General features: G+C 69.0%; 23 protein-coding genes and 4 pseudogenes. 12 read left to right on the top strand and 15 right to left on the bottom strand.

All coding sequences use genetic code 11. The annotated features are described in order from the left end of the window. Nucleotides 1-98: 98 nt before the first annotated feature. Nucleotides 99-1073 (bottom strand): helix-turn-helix transcriptional regulator, encoded by a 975-nt coding sequence (locus FHR32_RS21385; RefSeq protein ID WP_184755911.1) that lies wholly within the window; start codon nucleotides 1071-1073, stop codon nucleotides 99-101. A 136-nt stretch (nucleotides 1074-1209) separates the two neighbouring features. Between FHR32_RS21385 and FHR32_RS21380 the strand changes: the two genes are divergently transcribed. From FHR32_RS21380 to FHR32_RS21365, 4 genes and pseudogenes are all read left to right on the top strand, one after another. Next, a complete protein-coding gene (locus FHR32_RS21380; protein WP_184756633.1) occupies nucleotides 1210-1605 on the top strand; it encodes a RidA family protein in 396 nt (131 codons plus the stop codon). Nucleotides 1606-1682: 77 nt separating this feature from the next. Further along, nucleotides 1683-2015, top strand: a complete 333-nt coding sequence (locus tag FHR32_RS21375) for a DUF488 family protein (protein WP_221465496.1) — start codon at nucleotides 1683-1685, stop codon at nucleotides 2013-2015. An 83-nt stretch (nucleotides 2016-2098) separates the two neighbouring features. Continuing rightward, nucleotides 2099-2272 (top strand): annotated as a pseudogene (locus FHR32_RS21370) (argininosuccinate synthase); the annotation flags it as partial. Beyond that, entirely contained in the window at nucleotides 2272-2592 is a 321-nt protein-coding gene (locus FHR32_RS21365) for a hypothetical protein (RefSeq protein ID WP_246466252.1), read from the top strand. The pseudogene FHR32_RS21370 and the gene FHR32_RS21365, both read left to right, overlap by 1 nt. A gap of 198 nt (nucleotides 2593-2790) precedes the next feature. Here the strand turns inward: FHR32_RS21365 and FHR32_RS21360 are convergent, their stop codons facing one another. Together FHR32_RS21360 and FHR32_RS21355 are read right to left on the bottom strand one after the other, a co-directional pair. Continuing rightward, a complete protein-coding gene (locus tag FHR32_RS21360) occupies nucleotides 2791-3426 on the bottom strand; it encodes a transcriptional regulator (protein WP_184755909.1) in 636 nt (211 codons plus the stop codon). Next, nucleotides 3423-3818, bottom strand: coding sequence for a DNA-binding protein (locus FHR32_RS21355; protein WP_184755908.1), 396 nt, complete (start codon nucleotides 3816-3818; stop codon nucleotides 3423-3425). The genes FHR32_RS21360 and FHR32_RS21355 overlap by 4 nt, the downstream gene beginning before the upstream one ends. A gap of 59 nt (nucleotides 3819-3877) precedes the next feature. Here FHR32_RS21355 and FHR32_RS21350 point away from each other — a divergent pair, with 59 nt between their 5' ends. Further along, a complete protein-coding gene (locus FHR32_RS21350; protein WP_184755907.1) occupies nucleotides 3878-5125 on the top strand; it encodes a PEP/pyruvate-binding domain-containing protein in 1248 nt (415 codons plus the stop codon). Nucleotides 5126-5211: 86 nt separating this feature from the next. Beyond that, the gene (locus tag FHR32_RS21345) at nucleotides 5212-5985 is read left to right on the top strand and encodes a histidine phosphatase family protein (protein WP_312882549.1); all 774 of its coding nucleotides are present in this window, start codon (nucleotides 5212-5214) and stop codon (nucleotides 5983-5985) included. 366 nt (nucleotides 5986-6351) lie between these two features. Here FHR32_RS21345 and FHR32_RS21340 read toward each other — a convergent pair whose 3' ends face one another. After that, nucleotides 6352-6750 (bottom strand): cation:proton antiporter domain-containing protein, encoded by a 399-nt coding sequence (locus FHR32_RS21340; RefSeq protein ID WP_281391024.1) that lies wholly within the window; start codon nucleotides 6748-6750, stop codon nucleotides 6352-6354. Between FHR32_RS21340 and FHR32_RS21335 the strand changes: the two are divergent. Continuing rightward, nucleotides 6704-6973, top strand: a pseudogene (locus FHR32_RS21335) (Tn3 family transposase); the annotation flags it as partial. The gene FHR32_RS21340 and the pseudogene FHR32_RS21335 sit on opposite strands and share 47 nt — an antisense overlap. Nucleotides 6974-7055: 82 nt before the next feature. Continuing rightward, nucleotides 7056-7313, top strand: a pseudogene (locus tag FHR32_RS21330) (Tn3 family transposase); the annotation flags it as partial. A gap of 212 nt (nucleotides 7314-7525) precedes the next feature. On the opposite strand, the gene FHR32_RS21325 reads toward FHR32_RS21330, so the two are convergent. The 6 genes and pseudogenes from FHR32_RS21325 to FHR32_RS21300 all read right to left on the bottom strand — a co-directional run. Further along, complete coding sequence (locus tag FHR32_RS21325; protein ID WP_184755906.1) at nucleotides 7526-8131, bottom strand: DUF1707 SHOCT-like domain-containing protein; 606 nt, start codon at nucleotides 8129-8131, stop codon at nucleotides 7526-7528. Nucleotides 8132-8216: 85 nt separating this feature from the next. Continuing rightward, nucleotides 8217-8405, bottom strand: a complete 189-nt coding sequence (locus tag FHR32_RS21320; protein WP_221465493.1) for a hypothetical protein — start codon at nucleotides 8403-8405, stop codon at nucleotides 8217-8219. 129 nt (nucleotides 8406-8534) lie between these two features. Then, a complete protein-coding gene (locus FHR32_RS21315) occupies nucleotides 8535-9749 on the bottom strand; it encodes a cytochrome P450 (protein WP_221465492.1) in 1215 nt (404 codons plus the stop codon). 19 nt (nucleotides 9750-9768) lie between these two features. Continuing rightward, on the bottom strand, nucleotides 9769-10530 hold the full coding sequence (locus FHR32_RS21310) for an ABC transporter permease (protein ID WP_184755905.1): 762 nt from the start codon (nucleotides 10528-10530) through the stop codon (nucleotides 9769-9771). Then, a complete protein-coding gene (locus tag FHR32_RS21305; protein ID WP_312882548.1) occupies nucleotides 10527-11327 on the bottom strand; it encodes an ABC transporter ATP-binding protein in 801 nt (266 codons plus the stop codon). The genes FHR32_RS21310 and FHR32_RS21305 overlap by 4 nt, the downstream gene beginning before the upstream one ends. A 369-nt stretch (nucleotides 11328-11696) precedes the next feature. Next, nucleotides 11697-11819 (bottom strand): annotated as a pseudogene (locus FHR32_RS21300) (DUF4097 family beta strand repeat-containing protein); the annotation flags it as partial. A 222-nt stretch (nucleotides 11820-12041) separates the two neighbouring features. Between FHR32_RS21300 and FHR32_RS21295 the strand changes: the two are divergent. Then, nucleotides 12042-12776, top strand: coding sequence for a helix-turn-helix domain-containing protein (locus FHR32_RS21295; protein ID WP_184755903.1), 735 nt, complete (start codon nucleotides 12042-12044; stop codon nucleotides 12774-12776). Between the two features lie 135 nt (nucleotides 12777-12911). Here FHR32_RS21295 and FHR32_RS44595 read toward each other — a convergent pair whose 3' ends face one another. The 4 genes from FHR32_RS44595 to FHR32_RS21285 form a co-directional block, all read right to left on the bottom strand. Beyond that, entirely contained in the window at nucleotides 12912-13949 is a 1038-nt protein-coding gene (locus tag FHR32_RS44595; RefSeq protein ID WP_312882547.1) for a Tn3 family transposase, read from the bottom strand. After that, entirely contained in the window at nucleotides 13946-15220 is a 1275-nt protein-coding gene (locus FHR32_RS44590) for a hypothetical protein (RefSeq protein ID WP_246466250.1), read from the bottom strand. Before FHR32_RS44590 ends, FHR32_RS44595 begins: the two co-directional genes overlap by 4 nt. Continuing rightward, the gene (locus tag FHR32_RS44585) at nucleotides 15163-15726 is read right to left on the bottom strand and encodes a DUF4158 domain-containing protein (RefSeq protein ID WP_312882546.1); all 564 of its coding nucleotides are present in this window, start codon (nucleotides 15724-15726) and stop codon (nucleotides 15163-15165) included. Before FHR32_RS44585 ends, FHR32_RS44590 begins: the two co-directional genes overlap by 58 nt. A 667-nt stretch (nucleotides 15727-16393) precedes the next feature. After that, entirely contained in the window at nucleotides 16394-17659 is a 1266-nt protein-coding gene (locus FHR32_RS21285; protein ID WP_184755902.1) for a serine hydrolase domain-containing protein, read from the bottom strand. Nucleotides 17660-17857: 198 nt separating this feature from the next. Here FHR32_RS21285 and FHR32_RS21280 point away from each other — a divergent pair, with 198 nt between their 5' ends. From FHR32_RS21280 to FHR32_RS21270, 3 genes are all read left to right on the top strand, one after another. Continuing rightward, entirely contained in the window at nucleotides 17858-18517 is a 660-nt protein-coding gene (locus tag FHR32_RS21280; RefSeq protein WP_246466248.1) for a winged helix-turn-helix domain-containing protein, read from the top strand. Nucleotides 18518-18729: 212 nt separating this feature from the next. Next, entirely contained in the window at nucleotides 18730-19887 is a 1158-nt protein-coding gene (locus tag FHR32_RS21275) for an IS110 family RNA-guided transposase (protein ID WP_312882668.1), read from the top strand. A 401-nt stretch (nucleotides 19888-20288) separates the two neighbouring features. After that, nucleotides 20289-21017, top strand: coding sequence for a plasmid pRiA4b ORF-3 family protein (locus FHR32_RS21270; protein ID WP_184755899.1), 729 nt, complete (start codon nucleotides 20289-20291; stop codon nucleotides 21015-21017). A gap of 87 nt (nucleotides 21018-21104) precedes the next feature. Here the strand turns inward: FHR32_RS21270 and FHR32_RS21265 are convergent, their stop codons facing one another. Next, on the bottom strand, nucleotides 21105-21455 hold the full coding sequence (locus FHR32_RS21265) for an ArsR/SmtB family transcription factor (protein ID WP_184755898.1): 351 nt from the start codon (nucleotides 21453-21455) through the stop codon (nucleotides 21105-21107). Nucleotides 21456-21533: the final 78 nt, after the last annotated feature.

Below are 21533 nucleotides of genomic sequence, written 5' to 3'. Positions count from 1 at the left end.
GATCGCCGGCGGGGTCGGGCAGGTGCTGGGGCATGCGAAGTGCCGCCTCTCGATTGGCCCCGACAGGAACGCGACCTGCCCGCAGAAGGCGACAACTCTCAGGATGACACTCCGTAGCGGGTGGCGATCGCGGCGGCGCGGTTGCGCAGGGAGTTGCGCAACCACTGCGGGGCCAGGGCTTCCGCGTTCGTGGTGAGCTGCCACAGCGCCCATTCGGCGTGTCTCGGGTCTTGGAAGGTCACCTCCAGCCGCAGCCAGCCGTCTGAGTCGGCTTCTTCGGCGAGGACGGCCAGCGCGGTGCCCACCAGGTCCTCCCGCCGCGCCGGGTCCACCCGTACCAGCACGGTGACTTGGTCGCCGCCGGTCCGAAACTGCGTGCTGCGTTCCTGCCAGGCCCGGTCCAGATCGACCCGGTCTGGTCGCTGTGCGGGTTCGGCGAGTTCCTTGGCGGCCAAGACCCGGGACAGCCGGTAGGTGCGGTCCGCGCCAGACCTCGTGGCCAGCAAGTAGCCCCGGTCGCGTATGGTGACCAGGCCGATCGGGTCCACCGTGCGCCACTTCGGGATCTGGTCCACAGCCGCGTAGTGGATCTGCAGCTTGTGTCCGGCGAACACCGCGCGCAGGACCTCGGCCGCTATGGCGTCAGGCACCTCCTCAGCGACCAGCCGACGCGAGAGGAGGTCGGTCTCCGGGTCGATGAGCAATCGCTCGGCCGCGCCGGCCGCGGTGTCCCGATAGCTTTCGGGTAGCGCGTCAACCACCTTGAGCATCGCCGAAGCGAGCGCCGAGCCGAGGCCGAATGCCTGCGCGCCGCGCCGCGATCCGGCGACCAGCAGGGCAAGGGCCTCGTCGTGGTTCAGTCCGGTGAGCTCGGTCCGGAAACCGGGCAACAACGCGAAACCGCCGTGCCGGCCGCGTTCGGCGTAGACCGGGACGCCGGCCGCGGACAGCGCCTCGATGTCGCGCAGCACGGTGCGGGTGGATACCTCCAGCTCGCGGGCCAGCGCGGTCGCGGACAGCCGACCGTGCTGCCGCAGCAGCAGCACCAGCGAGACCAACCGGTCGGCGCGCATACGGAAACTCTACCGAAATACACGACACAGGATGTCGTGATTTGCTGCGAGGCTCATCAACACGACCAAAAAGATGGCGGCTACCGAGCCGATGGACGTACGTAATGCCGACGAATCGAATGGAGCTGATGTGGCAATGGAGCGAACGGCGGTCAACCCGTGGGCGTGGTCGGTGGAGATGGGGTACAACCAGGGTGAGATCGTCTCCGGGCAAACCCGGACCCTGTACTGCGCCGGGCAGACCGCGATGAGCGGCGACGGCAAACCCCAGCATGCCGGTGACATGGCGGCGCAGTTGGCGCTGAGCCTCGACAACCTGGAGGCCGTGCTCGGCGAGGCCGGCATGTCCCTCGCGAACCTCGTCCGGCTCAACGTCTACACCACCGACGTCGATCGGCTCTTCGAGCACTACGGCGTGCTGGCGTCGCGGTTGGGCGCCGCCGGGGTGGCACCGTCCACCACGATGCTCGGGGTGACACGGCTGGCGATCCCCGACCTGATGGTCGAGCTTGAGGGGACCGCCGTCGCGTGATGTGACCTCGCCGCCTCCGGCAGGGCTGCCGGAGGCGGCACGAGCAGTGGGCAGGTGGGTGATTTCCGGTGCTCAGGATGGTGACAATCGGCGTCTATGGCTTCGGCGGCGAGTCCTTCCTACAACGACTGCGGCACGCGGACGTTCGTCTGCTGCTCGACGTACGCCAGCGCCGCGGTGTCCGCGGACCCGAGTACGCCTGGGCGAACTCACGCCGGCTGCAGGCGGCCCTCGCCCAGGCTCGGATCGCCTACGAGCACCACCCCGAGCTCGCCCCGCTGCGCGCGGACGGGTCAGCGGCCTCGGGCGCCAGCCCGCTGGGGTTCAACTGCGAGGCCGGGCCCGCCCCCGCATCGGGGGCGGGCCGTTTCGGGTTCGGGGCCGCAGGTTGCTTCACGGCGCAACGGTAACAGCTTGTCTTTTAACCTCTGACCTTCACATTTGCCCTGGCCGGCGCTGATGGTGATCTATCGCGCATAGTCGAGGACCGGCGGCGGGACTCGGCATGATCGGCACCCCGCATCCGGCCTTGATCGGTGCCGCCAGGACGACTAACCTGATCGCCGTGCTGCCGGAAGGCGGGGCCGAGGTGATCGCGTCACGCGGGAAGAGCCCCGACCACGACGAGCGGCTCGACCACGCCGCCATGGAGTTTGGGACCGACTGATGATGAGCGCGGAAGAGGATTTCAAGCAGGTCGGCGCCGAGCTGGCCGACCTGGGTGTACGGACCTCCAGAATGATGGGGAGTCCCGCGCTCAAAGATCAGGCGGGGAAGGTGTTCGCGAGCCTGCAGCGCGACGGCGCGATGGTGTTCCGGCTGGTCAGGGACACCCCCGAACACACAGCCGCGCTCCAGCTGGCCGGGGCGTCCCTGTTCGACCCCTTGGGGCAGGGCAGGGCGATAAAGGACTGGGTGGTCGTGCCCCACTCCTCGGCCGAGAAATGGACGGATCTGGCCGAGGCCGCCCTCAGCCGCCCACGCTGATCAGCAGGCCACGTCGACGGTGTGGCGGTGGGTGCCCGAGTCGGGCAGGACGCGGATGCTCAGCTCGCCCTTGCGGGCCCGACAGGCGCACGTCGGCTAGGTCGAGGCCGACGAATTCAGAGATGCGCAGACCGGCGAAGTGCGCCCGACTACGGTTCCTCAGGCCCGAGACCAGGCGGACGTACGCCTGCGACCAGGTCAAGGTTGCGCGTGCCGGTCGAGGCCGAGCGTGGCGATGAGGTCTTCGTGGAGCTGGAACCAGACGCGATGGCAGGAGTCGACGTCGGTGCGGTCCACCCAGGCGCTTTCCCCGGCTCGGGCGCGCGCCAGGGCTGCGGTGAATCGGATGTCGTATCCGCGCAACCGTGTCAGGACGCTCCCGAGCCGGTCGGCCAGTGGCGTGAGTGCGCGGGAGATGCCGGCGAGCTCGTGGAGGACCCCGGCGTCCCAGGCGGGATCGCAGTGGTCGTTGACGGCGAGCCGGTCGCCGGCGGTGGGCCGGAGTTGCCAGTCGGTGCAGGCTCGTAGCAGGAGGGCGTTCAGCGGGAGGAACTCGCGGTAGACGTCCCGGACCTCGTCGGCGCCGCCGACGCGTGCGAGCTCGGCCGCGAGCTGGCGCTCGTTCCCGGCCCGGCCCGGTTCGGTCAGCGACCAGCCCGCGGTGCCGGCGAAGGCGGCGTGCCCGGCCCAGCCGCGCGCCTCGGCGTCGCGCAGCAGCTCTTCGGTCTGGGCCGCGTCGAGCCCGTACCGCTGCGCGATCACCGGGGTGTCCGCGAACCCGAGGATGCGCACCGCGTGCAGGACCAGCAGGCCGGGCGGAGAGTCGCGCGTCACGAGCCGGCGTCCTGTCGCGCTGTCAGGCGGGTGTAGTGCTGCTGGCACGCCTGGGGGGAGTTGAATCCCATCGCGTTCGCTATCTGCGCCCAGGTCAGTTCGGCGCTGCGGGCGGTGAACAGCAGGGCGGATTCGAGTCCTTCGACTTCGGCGCGTGCGGCGGGCAGGAGGGCCAGCGCGCTCAGGACGTGCTCCGGGTCCAGGTCGGCGTTGCGCCAGACGGCGAACTGGACGAGGTCGACCGCCGACAGCGGGGTCGGCGAGGGGCGCCACGGACGGGCGTCGAGCGCGTCCGCGCCCAGGCGCAGAAGGCGTTCGCTCGCGTCGTGCTCGCGGTCGGCCTGGGCGTAGTCTGCGCGCCCGGTGTAAGTGATGTCCTGCTTGCGTGACATGCCCTTCATGATCCACAATCAAGAAATTGTTGTCAATCTTTCGTTGAAAGGCGGGGTGGATGATCGTACCCCTCATGTCGGCTGCCGCCGATACGTGCGGGGGCAAGGCCGGTGCGCTCGGCGCGCTGCTTCGCGCGGGACTGCCGGTTCCCGACGGCTTCGTCGTGTCGTTCGCCGCTTACCGCGCCGTCGTCCGCGACCTGGACCTCGAGCGGTTCGCCGGCGAGCCGGACCATCTCGACGCTGCGCGGCGGGCGATCGAGGCCCGCCCGGTCCACGCCACCCTGATCGACGCGCTCGGACGCGCGCTCGACGAGCTCGGCGATCCGCCCGTCGCGGTGAGATCATCCGCCGCGCATGAGGACACCGGCCAGATGTCGGCGGCCGGTCAGCACGACAGCTTTCTCGCCGTGCGCGGAGTCGGCGCGGTCACCGACGCCATACGCGCCTGCTGGGCCTCGCTGTTCACTTCGCGCGCCATCGACTACCGGGGCGCCTCCGGCCGCGGCGGCCGGCCCTTCGACGATCTCGTCATGGCCGTCCTCGTGCAACGCCATCTGGACGCCGAGGTGTCCGGGGTCATGTTCACCCCCGCGGACCCGCACGACGCGATCCGCATCGAGGCGTCCTGGGGGCTCGGCCCCAGCATCGTCGGCGGCACGGTCACCCCTGACGCCTACCGCGTCGCCGAGGACGGGTCGGTCACCCGCACGGTCGCGCACAAACGGACCCGCCTTGACCGGCGCGGCAGGCAGCTCGTCATGTCCGACGTGCCCACCCATGCCCGCGACCGGCCGACGATCGACGACGCGACCGCCAAACCGCTCGCCGAGCTGGGCAAGGAGATCGCCGCCGTACGCGGTGGACCGCAGGACGTCGAGTGGGCGATCGCCGATGGACGTACCTGGATCCTGCAGGCACGGCCGGTCACCGCCGCACCCCCGGCGTGGCCTTCGCCTGCCGGCCACACCTCGGCCGCCGCGCCCACGCTGACCGGAACACCCGGCAGCCACGGGGTCGTGACCGGCACCGCGAGGATCATCCGCGGTCCCCGCGACTTCACGCGCGCGCACCCCGGCGACATCATCGTCTGCCCCTTCACCGACCCCGCCTGGACGCCGCTGCTGCGCATCGCGGCCGGCGTCATCACCGAAACCGGAGGCGTGCTCTCCCACGCCGCGATCGTCGCTCGCGAGCACGGCATCCCTGCGGTCCTCGGCATCCCGAACGCGACGAGCAGACTCCACGACGACAGCACCATCACCATCGACGGCACCACCGGCACCGTCACGGCGGCCAATGCGTGACCGATCCTCTGCCTCTCCGGCCGGGGAGCCATCACCCGAGAGCCGCACACCGCCGACGAAGCACAAGTACCGGCAGTCGCCACGGCGTGGACCCCACCCATCCGGCCAGCGATGATCGCGCCGCCCGGCCGCGCACAGCCTCCTCGACCTCCGCCGCACCGAACAGCCGCACCCACACCCACGTCACCCACGGATCGAAAGGAGACGGGAAGCGGGCCCACGCGGGCACCGCACCCCAGCTGCTCATGACCACGCGACACCTCTACCTGGCACGCCACGGCGCGGCCGACGCATTCGGGAACCTCACCGACATCGGTCGCCGGCAGGCGGGCCTGCTGGGCGAACGGCTCGCCGGCCTACCAGTCGACGCCGTGTGGCACTCTCCGCTACCGCGCGCCGCAGCCAGCGCGCACGAACTCGCCCGGCACCTGCAGAACGCGCCCGTCGCCGAGGCCGCCGAACTTATCGACCATGTGCCCTACGTTCCCCAAGCGGCCGAAACACCCCCATCCTGGGCCGGCTTCTTCGACGGCTACGACGACGCCGAGGCGGCCTCGGGCCAGAAGCTCGCCGAGGCCCTGGTCGCCCGGTTCGCGAAGTCCCCCGACACAACCGCGACAGGAACCGGGCGCGACACTCACGAGGTTCTGGTGACGCACGCCTACCAGATCGCGTGGCTGGTGCGGCACGCCCTGGACGCGCCGCCATCCCGGTGGCTCGGCCTGAACAGCGCCAACGCCGCACTGACGGTCATCGACTACCGCACCGGCCTGCCGCCGACGCTCGTGATGTTCAACGACATGAGCCACCTCCCGGCCGACCTGCGCTGGACCGGGTTCCCCGACGGCATGAGGCCATGAGGCGGCTCCTCAAGGCCCGTACGCGTCTGCCGGCTGGGCTCCGATGCCCCCTCTCCCATGTCTGAGAGTCGATGGGAGCGGTCACCGAAGGCGGTGTTCACGGTCTGGGCAGCCTTGATGATCACGGGCCTGAGTAGGTGCCGTAGACGCCCTTGGTAACGCTGCTGTGCCCGTGCCCTGGTCTGGGTGAACACGGTCCTGGCAGCCCGGTGACCGAAACGACAACGGGGTTGAGGAACGCAGGGGTCCCGGTAGTAACGGCGCAGGAAACAACGGATATGCAGGTCAGCGGTCCGTTTTCCAGGCTGTGCTCGAAGCCCTTTACGGGGGCTTCGACCTGCGTATCCGTCGAAAATTTCCCCAGCACTACCGGGACCCCACGGTGGAGGCCGAGAACCAGCGGGTGCGTTCCAGCGTGATCGCCAGCCACGGCACGGCCACCCCGATCACGACGCCCAGACCGAGCTCCAGGCCAAGTTCGCCCAGGTGCAGGTCCTGCGATCCGGCGGCGACGGCCAGGAACACCATCACGAACGGCAAGGCCAGGCCGTCGTTGACACCGGATTCGACGTTGAGGAGCTGACGCAGCCGGGGCGGCACCTTCTCGTTGCCGACCAGCGCCGCGGCGAACACTGGGTCGGTCGGCGCCAGGATCGCGCCGATCAGCAGCGACTCGACCCAGCCCGGCCCGACCAGGTAGTGCGCACCCACGGCGGTGATGGCCAGGGCGAGCGGAAGCCCCCAGCCGAGCGCCCGGCCCGGCAGCCGCCACGCGCTGCGTCGGGTTCGCCCTCTCCCACCTGCTGGACTTCCGGTTGCTGCCCCGGCTAAAGAACATCGGCCCGGCGTGGGCGAGTATGAGGCCTGGCCGGCGCTGGAGGCGGTGCTGTCGAACAAGACGATCGACTGGGACCTGATCCCCCGCCACTACGACCAGATGATCAAGCACGCCACCGCGCTGCGGCTGCGTACCGCCGAGTCGCACCAGATGCTGCGCCGCTTCACCCGCGGCGGCCCCAAGCACCCCGCCTACCAAGCCATCAAAGAAACTCGGCCGCGTCGCCAGAACGATCTTCATCTGCGACTACCTCGCCGACGAGGAACTGCGGCGGAAGATCAACGAGGGCCTGAAGGTGGTGGAAAACCACAACAGCGCCAGCAAGGATCCGTTCTACGGCATGACCGGCGATCTGACCGGCGACGGCCGCGAGCACGCCGAGGTCTCCGCCCTTGCCCTGCACCTGGTCGCCGCCACCATCACCTACCTCAACACGCATCTGATCCAGATCGTGCTGCGCGATTCCGCATGGCAGCGGCGGCTCACCCCGGCCGACCGGCGCGGCCTGTCAGCCCTGTTCTGGACGCACCTGAACCTGTACGGCCGCTTCGAACTCGACATGGCCAACTTCCTGGACCTGGGCATCGACGCGGACGACCGGGGGTGGGCCCGTCGTCAACGACCGGCCATAGCATGGCGGCGCGCCCGCACCACGCGCGCGATGGCAGGGCCCGGATACCCCGGTATCCGGGCCCTGACGCGTCACCGGCGCGGTGCCTGCCACCGGGCGTCGAGCCGGCCGTGCCGCATTCGGCCTACCAAGCGGACGTGCAGCGTCTCCGGCGTGTTATCGCCCGCGTCCCTGCTGATCGCCACCATGCTGTGCCGCACCGACAGCTCGTTGGCGTCCACCACCATGCCCGGCGCGAGGACCAACTCCACGTTGCCGCCGCTCACCCGCAGCTCGATGACCAGCTCGGGCGCGCTGCGCACCGCGCTGGTCAGGTCCAGCATCACCTCGCACCACGCGGTGCGCAGCGCCAGCCGGTGCGGCAGCGTCCACCGGCCGTCACGGCGCACCGAGCCGTGCCGCTCCTTGATGGTGAGCAGTTCGGCGACCGGCTCGGCCGGCGTCCCGGCGAACGGCAGCGCGAGTGCACCGTCGCTGCCTGGCACCGCGACCAGATCGGTGATGAGCGGGGCCAGCGCGTCGATGGTGCGGGCGGCCAGCGCCGCGTCCAGCCGCTCGTCGAACTCGACCGGGTCGAGCCGGCCGTCGGCGACGGCGACGCGCAGCAGTTCGATGACCCGGTCGCGGTCCGCATCGGACGCGCGCAGCGCGGGTGAGCTGGGCGGATCTGCCGGCATCCGGCCTCCTCCATGGCGAGGGGGTGGCACCGAGCCACCGAAATTGTTGACTGATCGATCTAAGGAGACAGCGACCCAGGCGATTTTACGGGTAGGCGGCCATGGCGAGGGCGTACGCGACGATGAGGATGTCGAGGCACCAGGCGAAGGCGGTCCAGATGTCGGTGTGGACTGGCTGTTGTGCGAACAGGTCGCGGATCGTGTTGACGATGGATGTCACGGATTGGTTGTTGGCGAAGGCGTGCACCGGGGAGGGCATGGTGTCGGTGGACACGAATGCAGAGCTGATGAATGTGCCCGACCAGCCCAGTGGCGGAGGACAGGGCGATGGAGCCCTCGGTGGTGGCTTTGTGGGGCGAGCCGGCGGCATCCGTACGCGACCTCGCCCGTCATTGGCTGGCGGTCAGGCGTCCCAGGTGACCGGGAGGCTCTTGACGCCGTAGACGTCCGCGGTCTCCGGCCGCAGGGCGACCTCTTCGGCAGGTACGGCCAGGCGCAGCGTGGGGAAGCGGTTGAGCAGCGCGGGGAGCGCGACGCGCATCTCGACGCGGGCCAGCTGCTGGCCCAGGCACTGGTGGATGCCGTGGCCGAAGGCCAGGTGCCCGCCGTCCTGGCGCTGGATGTCGAGGGCGTGGGGGTCGGTGAAGCGCTCGGGGTCGCGGTTGGCGGTGTGGTACGACAGGAAGACCATCGAACCGGCCTTGATGGTGTGGCCGCCCAGTTCGACGTCCTCCAGCGCCGTTCTCATGAACATCTTGGCGACGCTCAGATACCGCATCAGCTCCTCGACGGCCCGCTCGATGAGCTCGGGGTCGGCGCGCAGTGCGGCCAGTTGCTCCGGGTTCTGCAGCAGGGTGAAGGTGCCCAGCGCCAGCATGTTCGCGGTGGTGTCGAACCCGGCCGACAGCAGGATCAGGGCGATCCCCCGCAGCTCCTCATCGGTCAGGTCGCTGTCGAGCAGGTCGCTGTCGAGCAGGTCGCTGAGCAGGTCGTCGGTGGGGTCGGCGCGCTTGGCGGCCACCAACTCGGCAAGGTACTGCTGGGTCGCGGTGTAGGCCGCGATCAGTTCCTCGTCGCCGACCTCGCCGCCGAGGAACTTGTCGATGTTGTCCTGGAAGGAGCCCCGGTCCTCGTACGGCACGCCCAGCAGCTCGCAGATGATGATGGCGGGGATGGGCTTGGCGAACGCGGTCACCAGGTCCGCCGGCGGCCCGGCCTTCTCCATGGCGTCCAGGTGCTCGGCGGTGATCTGCTCGACGCGCTCGGTGAGCAGTCGCATGCGGCGGACGGTGAACCTGCCCACCAGCGGTTTGCGGTAGCGGCCGTGCTGTGGCTCGTCCATGAGCAGAAACTCACCGGGCGGCGCCGGGGGGATCTCGATGCCGCTGAGGTCCATCAGCGGATGGTGGCGCATGAACTCCTTGCGTGAGCTGAACCGCGGGTCGGCCAGGATCGACCGGAGCAGGTCGTAGCCGGTGACCAGCCAGCCCTGGTGTCCGTCGGGGAAGGGGAAACGGCTGATCGGGCCGTGCTCGCGGGCCTCGACCAGCTCCTTTGGCGGGTCGAAGGGACGGCCGGGCTGACGGGCGGTCGGCAGCGTGGCGAAGGTGTGTTCCATGGTCATTCCTCTCATCGGCCTAGGAGATCTTGCGGCGGTAGGTGTTCATGGCGAAGGCGTACGCGACGATGAGGATGCCGACGCACCAGGCGAGGGCGATCCAGATGTCGGTGCCGACCGGCTGCTGGGTGAACAGGTCGCGGAGGGCGTTGACGATGGAGGTCACCGGCTGGTTCTCGGCGAAGACGCGCAGCGGACCGGGCATGGTGTCGGTGGGCACGAAGGCCGAGCTGAGGAACGGCAGGAAGATGAGCGGGCAGGAGAACGCGCTCGCGCCTTCCACGGATTTCGCGGACAGACCGGGGATGACGGCGATCCAGGTCAGCGCCAGGGTGAACAGGATCAGGATGCCGGCGACCGCGAGCCACCCCGGCACTCCCGCCGCCGAGCGGAAGCCCATGAGCAGGGCGACGAGCACGACGACCACGAGCGAGATCAGATTGGCGACAAGCGAGGTCAGCACGTGCGCCCACAGCACGGACGAGCGCGCGATCGGCATGGACTGGAATCGCTCGAAGATGCCGCTCCGCATATCCAGGAAGAACCGGAATGCGGTGTAGGCGATGCCCGAGGCAACCGTGATGAGCAGGATGCCGGGCAGCAGGTAGTTCACATACGACTCCGACCCTGTGTTGATCGCGCCGCCGAACACGTAGACGAACATCAGCAGCATGGCGATCGGCATGATCGCGGTCGTGACGATGGTGTCCGCGCTGCGCGTGATGTGGCGCAGGGATCGTCCCAGCAGGACGGCGGTGTCGCCGAAGAAATGCTTGCTCATCGTGGTTCCTTACGCGTCCGTGCCGACGTTGCGGTCATGGCCGGCGTCGCCGTCTTGCCGTCGGCACCGACGAGCGTGAGGAAGACGTCCTCGAGGGTCGGCTGCTTTTCGACGTATTCGACCTTGGCGGGCGGGAGCAGCTGCTTGAGCTCGGCCAGGGTGCCGTTGACGATGATCCGGCCCTCGTGCAGGATCGCGATCCGGTCGGCGAGGTGTTCGGCCTCGTCCAGATACTGCGTGGTGAGCAGCACCGTCGTACCCCGGTGGGCGAGTTCCCTGACGGCCTGCCACACCTCGATGCGCGCCTGGGGGTCGAGCCCGGTCGTCGGCTCGTCGAGGAAGATGACCGGCGGATCGCCGATGAGGCTCATCGCGATGTCGAGGCGGCGGCGCATGCCACCCGAATACGTCGACACCTTCCGCGCGCCCGCGTCGGTGAGCGAGAAACGGGCGAGCAGGTCATCGGCGATCCTGCCGGGATCCTTGAGGTGCCGTAACCGGGCGACCAGCACGAGGTTCTCCCGCCCGCTGAGGATCTCGTCGACGGCGGCGAACTGTCCGGTGAGGCTGATGGACTCCCGCACGTCCGCAGCCTGCGTGGCGACATCGAAACCGTTGACGCCGGCCGTCCCCGCGTCGGCCTTGAGCAGCGTGGACAGGATTTTCACGACCGTGGTCTTGCCCGCCCCGTTGGAGCCGAGCAGGGCGAAGATGCTGCCCCGCGCCACGTCGAAGTCCACGCCGCGCAGCACCCGCAGCTCCTTGTACGACTTCTCCAGGCCCTGCACATGGATCACAGGCCCTCGGACCTTATTGGCTGTCATTCAGATATCCGTTCTCTGTTTCGTCACGGCTTGTCGCCCGTGACGCGATCGATGGCGCGATCGATGGCGCGATCGATGGCGTTGGTCAGCCGTTCCCGCTCCCGGCTGATCCACTGACCTGCGGGTAGTTCGCAAGAAACGCCTCAGCGAACTCCACCGGGTCCTCCCCGGCGACGTCGCGGAGCGGGGTTCCGTCCGTCCGCCGCGCTCTGCTCGAACAGATCGGCGAGATCCTCCAGCATCGCCGGCAGGCTGTACGCCTTATCCGACGGCCTGAACGGACAGGATCGCCGCGCCTGAGGGGTGCCCCTCTTACAGGATGCGGGCGGTGATGTCGCCGTAGGCGGTGGTCGCGGGGAGGACCTCGACCGTGGTGTCGGCCCGGTCGGCGGCGATGAACTGGATGCGGCCGGCGGGGATGTCGAGGACGGCGGTCACCGGGGTGGGGGTGTCGAACTTCTGCATCGCGCTTTCCTCCGGCTCGCTGTTTCTGACTATGGAAACACTACGTTGCATTTCTAAGTTCGACAACCGATTCATTGCGTACAATCGCCATTATTGCAGGTAGACGCCAGTAACTTGTTGCAATGGTTTTGAATTTAATGCAACAACCCTCACTCTGACCGTTGCAATGAATCGAGGGTGAACGCTATACTGGAGACACCACAGACCACGAAGGAGACCGCGATGCCGGGAGGCAGACTCACCCAGCAGGAACGCCAGCAGATCGCGCTGGGACTGGCCGACGGTCTCGCCTACGCGGAGATCGCCAGAGGCCTCGACCGTCCGACCTCGACGATCACGCGTGAGGTGATGCGCAACGGCGGCCCCACCGCCTACCGCGCCGACCTGGCCCACCGCGCCACCGAACACCGCGCCCACCGCCGCAGGCGCGCCGCGCCCCGGGACCCCAACACGCCCCCGCAGGCCCACGGACGCGATGCCGGGGCCGTGCGCGAGTACGAGGAGGTGTTCGCCACCGTCTTCATGGAATCGGGCCTGCCCAAGATGACGGCCCGGGTGCTGGCCAGCCTTTACACCGCCGACGCCGGCAGCCTCACCGCCTCCGAACTCGCCGGGCGCCTCCAGGTCAGCCTGGCGTCCGTCTCCAAAGCGATCACGTTCCTCGAAAGCCAGGGCCTCATCCGCCGGGAACGCGACGAACGCCGCCGCGAGCGCTATGTCGTCGACGACGACGTCTTGTACCAGTCAACGATGGCCAGCGCCCGCACCACCGCCCGCCTCGGCGAGGTCGCCCGGCAGGGCGTCGGCATCCTCGGCCCCGGCACCCCGCCCGCCGCCCGCCTGGAGAACATCGCCCGCTTCGTCGACTTCGTCTCCGAGAGCATCGCCCGCGCCGCGGACCAGGCCCGCGAGATCCTCCACACGAAACCCGAAACGACCTCAGACAGCGTTACCTGAGCCACCTTCAGATCGCGGGCAGGCAGCCTCGGCGACCACCGCCGGGACATCGGCCAACTTCGGGACACACCCCAACCGCCGGTACGCCTTCAACCACACCAACAGCGCCAGCGAACCGCCGCAGCCGTAGCCCGCTCAGTCCTCGCCGTCGTCGTCATCGTCGTCCCGCTCGGCCGCGGCCGGGTTGCGCAGCGGGCGCAGGCCGCCGCCGGCCGGAGTGGAGGCGCGGAAGCTGTAGCGGCCCAGCACGTTGAGGTTCGCGTGCTTGAGCGGGGAGAGCCGGGCGACGTCCTCGTTCAGCACGTCGTGCTCACACTCGTCGGCGGGCAGCGCCCGCAACTCCTCGACGGCGGCGTCCAGGTAGCGGGTCGTCCAGAGCACGGCGGCGTTGAGGACCAGGCCGAGCGCGCGCAGCAGGTGCAGGGGCTTGGCGATCCGCCCGTACTCGGCGAACGCGGTGCCGAGCGGGGTGGGGCGTCCCTCACGGCCGAACATCCGCAGCAGGTCGTATGCCCGGACCTGCCCGGTGACCAGGGAGCCGGCCACCCGCAGCATGTCCGGCCAGTGCGTGACCGCCTTGTTCAGGTTCACCTTGTTGCAGGCGAGCGGTTCCAGCGGCCCGTACCCGCCCGTGTCCACCCCGGGCATCTCCGCCCGCCAGAACCGTTGGTCGGCAAGGTCCTTGAAGCGGGGAGAGAAGTTGTAGACGAGCATCGAGAACAGGCCGAACACCATGTCGGAGTACGAGGCGTTGTCGGTGGCGACCATGTCCGGCTTCACCCCGGCGTCCAGGTTCAGCAGGGTGTCCAGGATGTGCAGGGAGTCGCGCGGGGTGCCGGGCACCACCATCTTCCCGATGCCCGCGACCTGGTCGTTCACGGCATTCAGCCAGGTGATGCCGCGCTTGAAGTGGTAGTACTTCGGCGACGGCCCGGCGTTGATGGTCCGCTTCGGGACCACGAACCGCAGCCCGTCCACCGAGGCGAGCAGTCCCTCGCCCCAGTGCTCCACGATCGCCACCCGCCCCTGGGCCTCGATCAGCTTCGCGTTCGCCGCGGCGATGGTGTCGGCGCGCAGGTAGTACTGGTCGACGTGCACCAGCCGGGCCCGGGACAGTGCCTCGTCGTCGGCGTCGATGACCGGCGTGTACCCGATGTTGCACGCCTCGCTCACCAGCGGCGCGACCAGCGAGGTCTGATGTCCTCCATGCGCGTCCTGCCGTCGCCCAGGTGCACGAAGGCGCCCAGGAACCCCGTCCAGGAGTCGACCTCGAACAACAGGTCCGGCAGGTCGATCTTCGGGAGCATCTTCGCGGTGGTCGTGCGCAGCCACTTCAGCGACGCGCTCTCGCCCAGCGCGCCGAGCCGGTCCACGTTCAGCTGCAACCGCCCGTTGGGCTGGACCGCGAAGCTGAGTTTCGCGTCCTGCCCGGCCTCCTCCAGTCGCTCGGCCATCAGCTGCCAGGCCGCGTCCAACGCTTGCACCCGCCCGGCCAGGTGCTCCTCGACCGGCTCGTCCAGGCTCAGACCGTGCAGCACGTCCTCAGCGACGGCCTCCCACCGCTTGCCGTCCAGCAGCCGCGCCCGCGGGTCCGCCCACCGGTTGGAGGGAGAGGCGAACACGTCCCGGCGGTTCAGCGCGCGGAACAGCTGCTCCAGCACGCACACCGCGTACGCGTCGCGGTCCACCGCCCCCTCGGGCAGCTCCGGCTTGGAGTACACCGCCCGCTTCCACGCCGCCGGCACCAGCTTTCCGTCGATCTCGCGCGGCAGCAGCGGCTTCTGCTTGACCTTCCGCCGGGCCAGCACCGGAAGCCGTTTCACCGCCTCCAGAATCCGCTTGCCACCGGAGGCCGCCCCCAGCGCGGGCGACTCCCCGAGCAGCGACAGGAACGGACGGACGGTGTTGTAGCGGGTGGCCAGCAGGCGCCGCATCTCCGCCTCGGCCTCCTCGTCCGCGGGCCCGATCAGCTCTCCCAGCAGCACGGAGGCGGCCATGACCTCCTCGCGTGGCCCGACCTCCGTCTCCAGCGCCCGCCACATCGCGCCCGGGTCCAGGTCTGCGCCACTCTCGACGACCAGGTCCAGCTGCTCACCCCACAGCCGGAACACCCCGTCGAGCATCCTCGACGCCTTCGCCATGCGAGGCCGGGCCGCGATCCGGTCCCGGTCCGTCGCCCGCCGCGCGGCGCTGATCAGCTTCACCTGCATCAGCACCGAGAACAGATCCAGCGCGTCGTCGATCGCGGACGCTTCCAGGTGCCGCACCACAGAGGTCAGCAGCGCGGTGCGCTTCGGTTCCGGCGTGCGCTCCAGGATCGGCGCCTTCGAGCCCAGGCCGACCCGTGCCAGCGTCGCCGGCCGGTTCGGCGGCACCTTGTCCAGCTTCACCCGGCCCAGCCGGAACGCAGAGATCTCGTCCACCCGCTCCAGGGCCTTGGCCATGCTCGCGCCCGTCGTCCGAGTCGGCGGCCGGCGCAGCCGCTCCAGCTCCGAGACCCGCCGTCCCTCCGGCACCCGAAGCAGCGCCACCGGCCCCTCAGCGCCCGTCCGTGCAGGAACGCGCGGAACTTCCGCCCCCACTCGTGGTCCTCGAACGGGTGGTAGCCGTAAGCGTTCCGGATCTCCCACGCGTGCTCGTACGCCGTCTTCGCCCGCTCGGTGTACCGCTTCATCACCGACGGGTCCTCGATCCCCAGCTGCGCGGCCAGGTACTCGATGACCGACCAGGGCACGTCCAGCGGATCGTCCACCAGGAACCGGCCGACGTACCGGACGGTGCACATCTGCACCGCGAACCCCAGCTGGTGCGCCGTCGTCCGCCGCAGCGCGATCAGGTCCCGGTCCACGTCATCCAGGAAGAAGAACCGCTCCAGCTCTGGCCGCGTCGGCTCCTCAACGAACCGTCCGTAGGCAGCCGCCTGCTCATCTGTCAGAAATTCCACCGGCACCCGGCGGATGGTAGCCACCCCTCACCAGCGACCAACGATCCTCCGGAGAAACCCGACGCGGCATCCCGACCCTGTGCTAGACGACCAAGATCCTTCTCAGCGCCAACCACGGTTCCATTGATCCCCGGGGCCGGAATATGCTCCTGACCTGCTCTGATGTGAGGGCGCCGCAGGCTGGTGTGCCGGTTGGTGGGTGCGGTGGGCCGGGCCGAGGATGCCGCTGACCTTGCCCGAGGGCTCCACGTCGACGCTGGTCAGCGATATCCGTTGGATTTTCCGCGATTACTACCGGGACCCCGTTCTGAGACGGCCACAACCTGCACGGACGCCCTACTTTGCGGCTGGTCGCACCGACCCGAGCGAAGGGCCTTCATCACCGGCTCCACGATGGCGCCGCCGACGGCAAGCCACATACGTGATAACGGCCTTTTATCACGTACATGAGCGATCACGAAGGCGCGCCGAGCAGGCGATCGCCTCCGGTTCTGCCTGCTCGGCCCGACGTCTGCACCTGTGGACCGCCGGCCAAGCTCAGCGAGCTGGGCCTGGTGAGCCCGTGGCGCCTATGCTCCGGCTCGGCTTCCCCGCCCTATCCCCGGCGACCGACAGGATCGCCGACCGCCAGAGGGCGGGAGTTGGTGTGGAATGCCTGGCCGGCTCGGCCCCGTCAACCCGCGGCCTTCCCGCCGCAGAACACCTCCTTGACGAGCTTGTCCAGCGCCTTCGGGAACACCTGCGCTTGGTCGATTGCGGCGTCCCCGGTGTTGATCGAGGCGGTCAGGGTCTTGCTGCCGTCGGGCGTGCTGTACATCAGCGTCCCGTAGCCCCCCGGGGGGTTGCCGTCGTGGTTGAGGATGGTGCCGACACAGTCCGGGCCCGTGTCCTGCACGTACACCCCGAGGCCGTAGCGGCCGTAGAGACCGGCGCTCTTGGGGTGCGGCTTGCGCATCTCGGCCAGCAGCGGGGCCGGTAGGAGCTTGCCGCCGTTCAGCGCGGAGAAGAACGTCTGGAGATCCTTGGTGGTCGAGATCATGCCACCGGCGCCGGCCAGCAGGGAGAGGTTCTGGCGGGTGACGTCGACCACCTTCCACTGGCCGGCGTCCTCATACCGGTAGTAGCCGTGGGCGTGCGGCCCGGGGATCTGCGTCCGGGTGCCCGCCACCACGGTGCCCGACAGCCCGAGCGGCCGCAGGATCCGCCGCTGCATCTCCTCGGCGTAGGAGCGGCCGGTGACCTTCTCGATCAGCAGCAAGGCCAGCGTGTAGTTGGTGTTGGCGTAGCTCCAGCCCGTCCCCGGCTCAAACTTCGCCGGCTTGGACAACGCCAGCCGTACCAGCTCCTCCGGCCGGTAGGAGCGGAACCGGTTGTCCACCCATTCCTTGCCCGTGCCGGGGATCCCCGGCACGAACGTCCCGTCGTCGTAGAACTCGCCGGTGTAGTTGAACAACCCGCTGGTGTGCTGCAGCATCATCCGCACGGTGATCCGCGTGTCCAGCCCGAGCTTGGGCAGGTAGCCGGCCACCGGGGCGTCCAGCCCGATCTTGCCCTCGGCCACCAGTTGAAGCACCAGGGCCGCGGTGAAGGGCTTGGCGGAGCTGCCCGTCCAGAACCGCCCGTTCGTCGGCGGCTTCGCGTTCGCACCCAGCTTGCGCACCCCGGCGCTGCCGACCCACTCGCCCCGCTCATCGTGCACGCGCATCTGTATCCCGGCGGCGAGACCGGAATCGACCCACTCCTGGATGGCCTTCTGCAGCTCCGGGCGATCCTGCCCGGCAGCGGCCTTCGGCACGGCCGCGCTGCTGTCCGCGGTGGCCACCGCGGGTGTGGCCGCCCCGGCCAGCAGCGCGGCCGCCAGCGCCGTGACCGCCACTCGCCGCAAGACCCGCGGCGTCCGGGCCCTGTTGTTCTTGGCGGTGTGGAGGGATTCACTCATGGTCGTTCCTCATTTCGCGACAGTATGTGTTTGGTGTGACTCGAAAGCTATGTTGCATTCGAAATTCAGTCAATCGACAGAAAAGCGTTTCCCCAGGTACATAGCGGCAAATTGGTGCAATGACGCTGGACTCGAATGCAATGTGGAGTTGCAATGAATGGCAGCGAAGGCAATACTGGCGGCATGCCAGGAGGACGATTGACCCAGCAGGACCGCGAGCGCATCGCGGCCGGACTCGCCGACGGGCTCTCCTACGCCGAGATCGCCAGGCGGCTCGACCGGCCGACCTCGACGATCACCCGGGAGATCGGACGCAACGGCGGCCCCACCGGCTACCGGCCCCAGCAGGCGCACCAGGCGACGGCCCAGCGGGCCCGGCGCGGCACACCGGCTCCACCCCGTGCGACCGGATCGCCGGGCGGCCGCACGGAAGACGAGCTCGTTGAGATGGCGGTCAGGATTGGGCTACCGAGAATGACAGCACGCGTGCACCTCGACCTGCTGCTGTCCGAGGACGGCAGGCGCACCGCGGCCGAGCTGACCCAGAGACTGAAGATCAGTCCGGCCACCGTCTCCGTCGCCGTGAACTTCCTGGTCGAACAGGGGTTCATCCGGCGCGAGCGCGATCCGCAGCGGCGTCGCGACATCTACGTGGTCGACGACGACGCCTGGTACAACTCGATCGTGACCAGCAGGCGGCAGACACTCGAGACAGCGCAGGCCACGACGGCGGCAGCCGAGACATACGGGCTCGACAGCCCCGTGGGGCAACGGCTGGCCAAGGCAGCGGCGTTCCTGGAGCGGATCAGCCTGGACATGATCGAGTCCGCCGACCGCTGGCGCTCTCTCCTGACGTGACGGGTCTCACCCGAACCACCTGAGGAGCCGGCTGACCAGTTCCTGCTGATCGTCACTGCCCGACGCCGCTTCCCGTACCCGCGAGCCCGCCGGGACCTCCGCCGGCCTGGCGCACCGCCCGACGCGGCCTTCATCACCGGCTCCACCATGGCACCGTCGACGGCAAGCCGTGTACGTGATAACAGCCCCTTACCCTCGCGACCAGCGGAGCGATCCTGGAGGCGGCCGACCACCTGATCTGCCAGGGGGCCACCCGCGTGGTGATGGAAGCGACCTCGACCTACTGGAAATCCTTTTTCCTCCTCCTGGAGTCCCGCGGCCTGGAGCGCCGGCCGGTCAACGCCCGCGACGTGAAGAACGTCCCCGGGCGTCCGAAGACCGACAAGCTGGACGCCATCCGGCTGGCCAAGCTCGCCGAACGCGGCATGCTCCGCCCCTCCTTCCCACCCCCGAAGCCGATCCGCGAGCTCCGCGACCTCACCCGGGCACGGGCGGTGATGACCCACGAGCGCACCCGTCACAAGCAGCGCACCGAAAAGCTCCTCGAAGATGCCCAGATCAAGCTGTCCACCGTCATCTCCGACATCTTCGGCGTCTCGGGGCGGGCCATGCTGGAGGCGATGATCGCGGGCGGGCGCAGTCCCAAAGCCCTGGCGGACCTGGCCCACGGCACCATCAAGGCCGGCCCCGCCGCCCTCGCCCAGGCACTGACCGGCCGGTTCGAGGAGCATCACGCGTTCATGTGCCGGATGCCGCCAGACACCGTGGACTACCTCAGCATCCAGATCGACAAGCTCACCGCCCGGATCACCACCCGCCTCGCCGGGCCGTCCACCACCGAAGACGACGACGGCCCCGGTCAGGGCACGCTGATGCCGATCACCGATGTCGAGCGCCTCGACGAGATCCCCGGCATCGGCCCGAACACCGCCCAGGTCATCCTCGCCGAGATCGGCCTGGACATGAGCGTCTTCCCCACCGCCGGCCACCTGGTCTCCTGGGCCAAGCTGTCCCCGCGCACCATCCGGTCCGGCGGGAAGAACACCTCAGGCCCCACCGGCAAGGGCAACCCCTGGCTCCGCGGTGCCCTCGGCGAGGCGGCCATCTCCGCCGCACGCACCGATATCTTCCTCGGCGCCCGCCACCGCCGCATCGTCAAACGCCGCAGCCACATGAAAGCCCTGGTCGCCGTCGCCCGCTCGATCCTGGTCTCCGTCTGGCACCTGACGAACAACCCCATCGCCCGCTACCGCGAACTCGGCCCGGACTACCACACCCGCAACCTCGACCCCACCCGGAAAACCCGCGACCTGATCCGTCAGCTCAAAGCCCTCGGCCACGACGTCACCCTCGCCCCGGCGACCGCCTGACCAGCCTCACCAGCAGTCGCGAACCAGCGGGAAAGAGCCCCCGGCCGTCACCGCCGAGGGGCTATCTCGCCGTACCCATCTGACCGTGGAGTTTTCCGGTCAGAGATAGGTTCGTTGGATTTTCGCTGATTGCTACGGGGATCCCCTGGTGGCGGTTCGGCTGGCGGCAGGTCGGGGTGGTGTCCGTTGACGCTGCTATTGCCCGCCTTGAATCGTGCCCAGAGCCCCATACATGCCCCTCGCCGTCGGGTACCGAGACGTGCGCCATCAAACCGGACGCTACGAAGCCCTGGCCTGGATGGCTAGGCAGGGCTGACTGACGTCGAGGAGATGTTGTCCTGACCCGCTCGATCTTCGAGAGCTCGGCAGGTCCGGAGTAGTCCCGAAACCGTCCTGTATCGGTGATCGGTGCCGTTACCGTGGCGCGCGTCGTCGTCATGAAGGGCCGGTCCGCCGTGGGTGGCATCCACCAGTTGAAGGTCATCTTGCGGGATGTCCGGCCGGTGGTGTGGCGGCGGATTCACGTGCCGTCGACGGCGAATCTGTGGGAGCTGCACAACATCATCCAGGTGGCGATGGGGTGGGACAACGAGCATCTGCACGTGTTCGCCAAGGACTGGGAGGAGTACGGCGACAACGCCAAAAGCGAGTACGACGTGACCTTGGCCCGTCTGCTGCCGGATGCGGGCGGATGGCTGGCCTACCGCTACGACCTCGGCGATTGCTGGGACCACGACATTCAGGTGGAGAAGATCCACCGGGCGGCCAGCAACACCGCCTACCCGCGCTGCACGGCCGGCGGCCGCGCCTGCCCGCCTGAGGACAGCGGCGGGCCGGAAGGGTTCGCCGAGCACCTGCGAGCGCTGCGGCACAAGAAGGGCTGGAAGTACCGGCAGGCCAAACACCTCTTCGACTCCGGCCGCAACAGGTGGGATCCGGCCGCGTTCGACAAGGACGAGGTCAACGCCGCGCTGGCCACGCTCGCCGTACACCTGGCCGAGCAAGCCGCGACCCGCCGTGTTGAAGAGGAGGCCTTCCAAGAGCGGATGCGCGCCGTCGCCGCCCAGCGCGCCGCGCAGGTCGAGGCCGAGGACGGCGGTGCCCGGGGCTGCTGCCGCTTCCCACTGTGACTGTGCGGTGTCCACGGAGTGGACACCGAGGAACGGGCTCGTTTGCGGCTAATCGCATGTTGTGAGCGGGTGCCGGGGAGCCCGCGCCTACGGCGCCTCGACAGTGCCGGTGGTCGCGGTATCGCGTGTTTGGCGCTGTGCGCTCAGTACAGAGTCGAGCAGGCCGGGGAACAGTGCGTCGAGGTCCTCTCGGCGCAGCCGTACCAGCCGGGATCGGCCCTGCACTCTCGTCCACGTCACGCCGGCCTCGCGCAGCACCCGGTAGTGGTGCGACAGCGTCGTCTGATGCACGTCGATTTCGGCGCCGATCGCGTTGCAGAAGTCCTCGCCCATCCGGTCGAGCCGCAGGACGAGGTCCAGCCGTACCGGATCGGCCAGAGCGCGCAGCACCTCCACCAGCCGGATGGCCTCGGTCGCCGGCTGTGACACCTCACGCATCGCCGCCCCCTGTGTTCCGCACACCCGCACACTACCAACCCATGGATACATGGACAAGTATCCATGTATTGCTTAGGC

This window comes from Streptosporangium album, assembly GCF_014203795.1.
Taxonomy (GTDB): domain Bacteria; phylum Actinomycetota; class Actinomycetes; order Streptosporangiales; family Streptosporangiaceae; genus Streptosporangium; species Streptosporangium album.
Note: the sequence above shows the minus strand (reverse complement) of the source record. Positions and strands in the feature narration are given on the sequence as shown.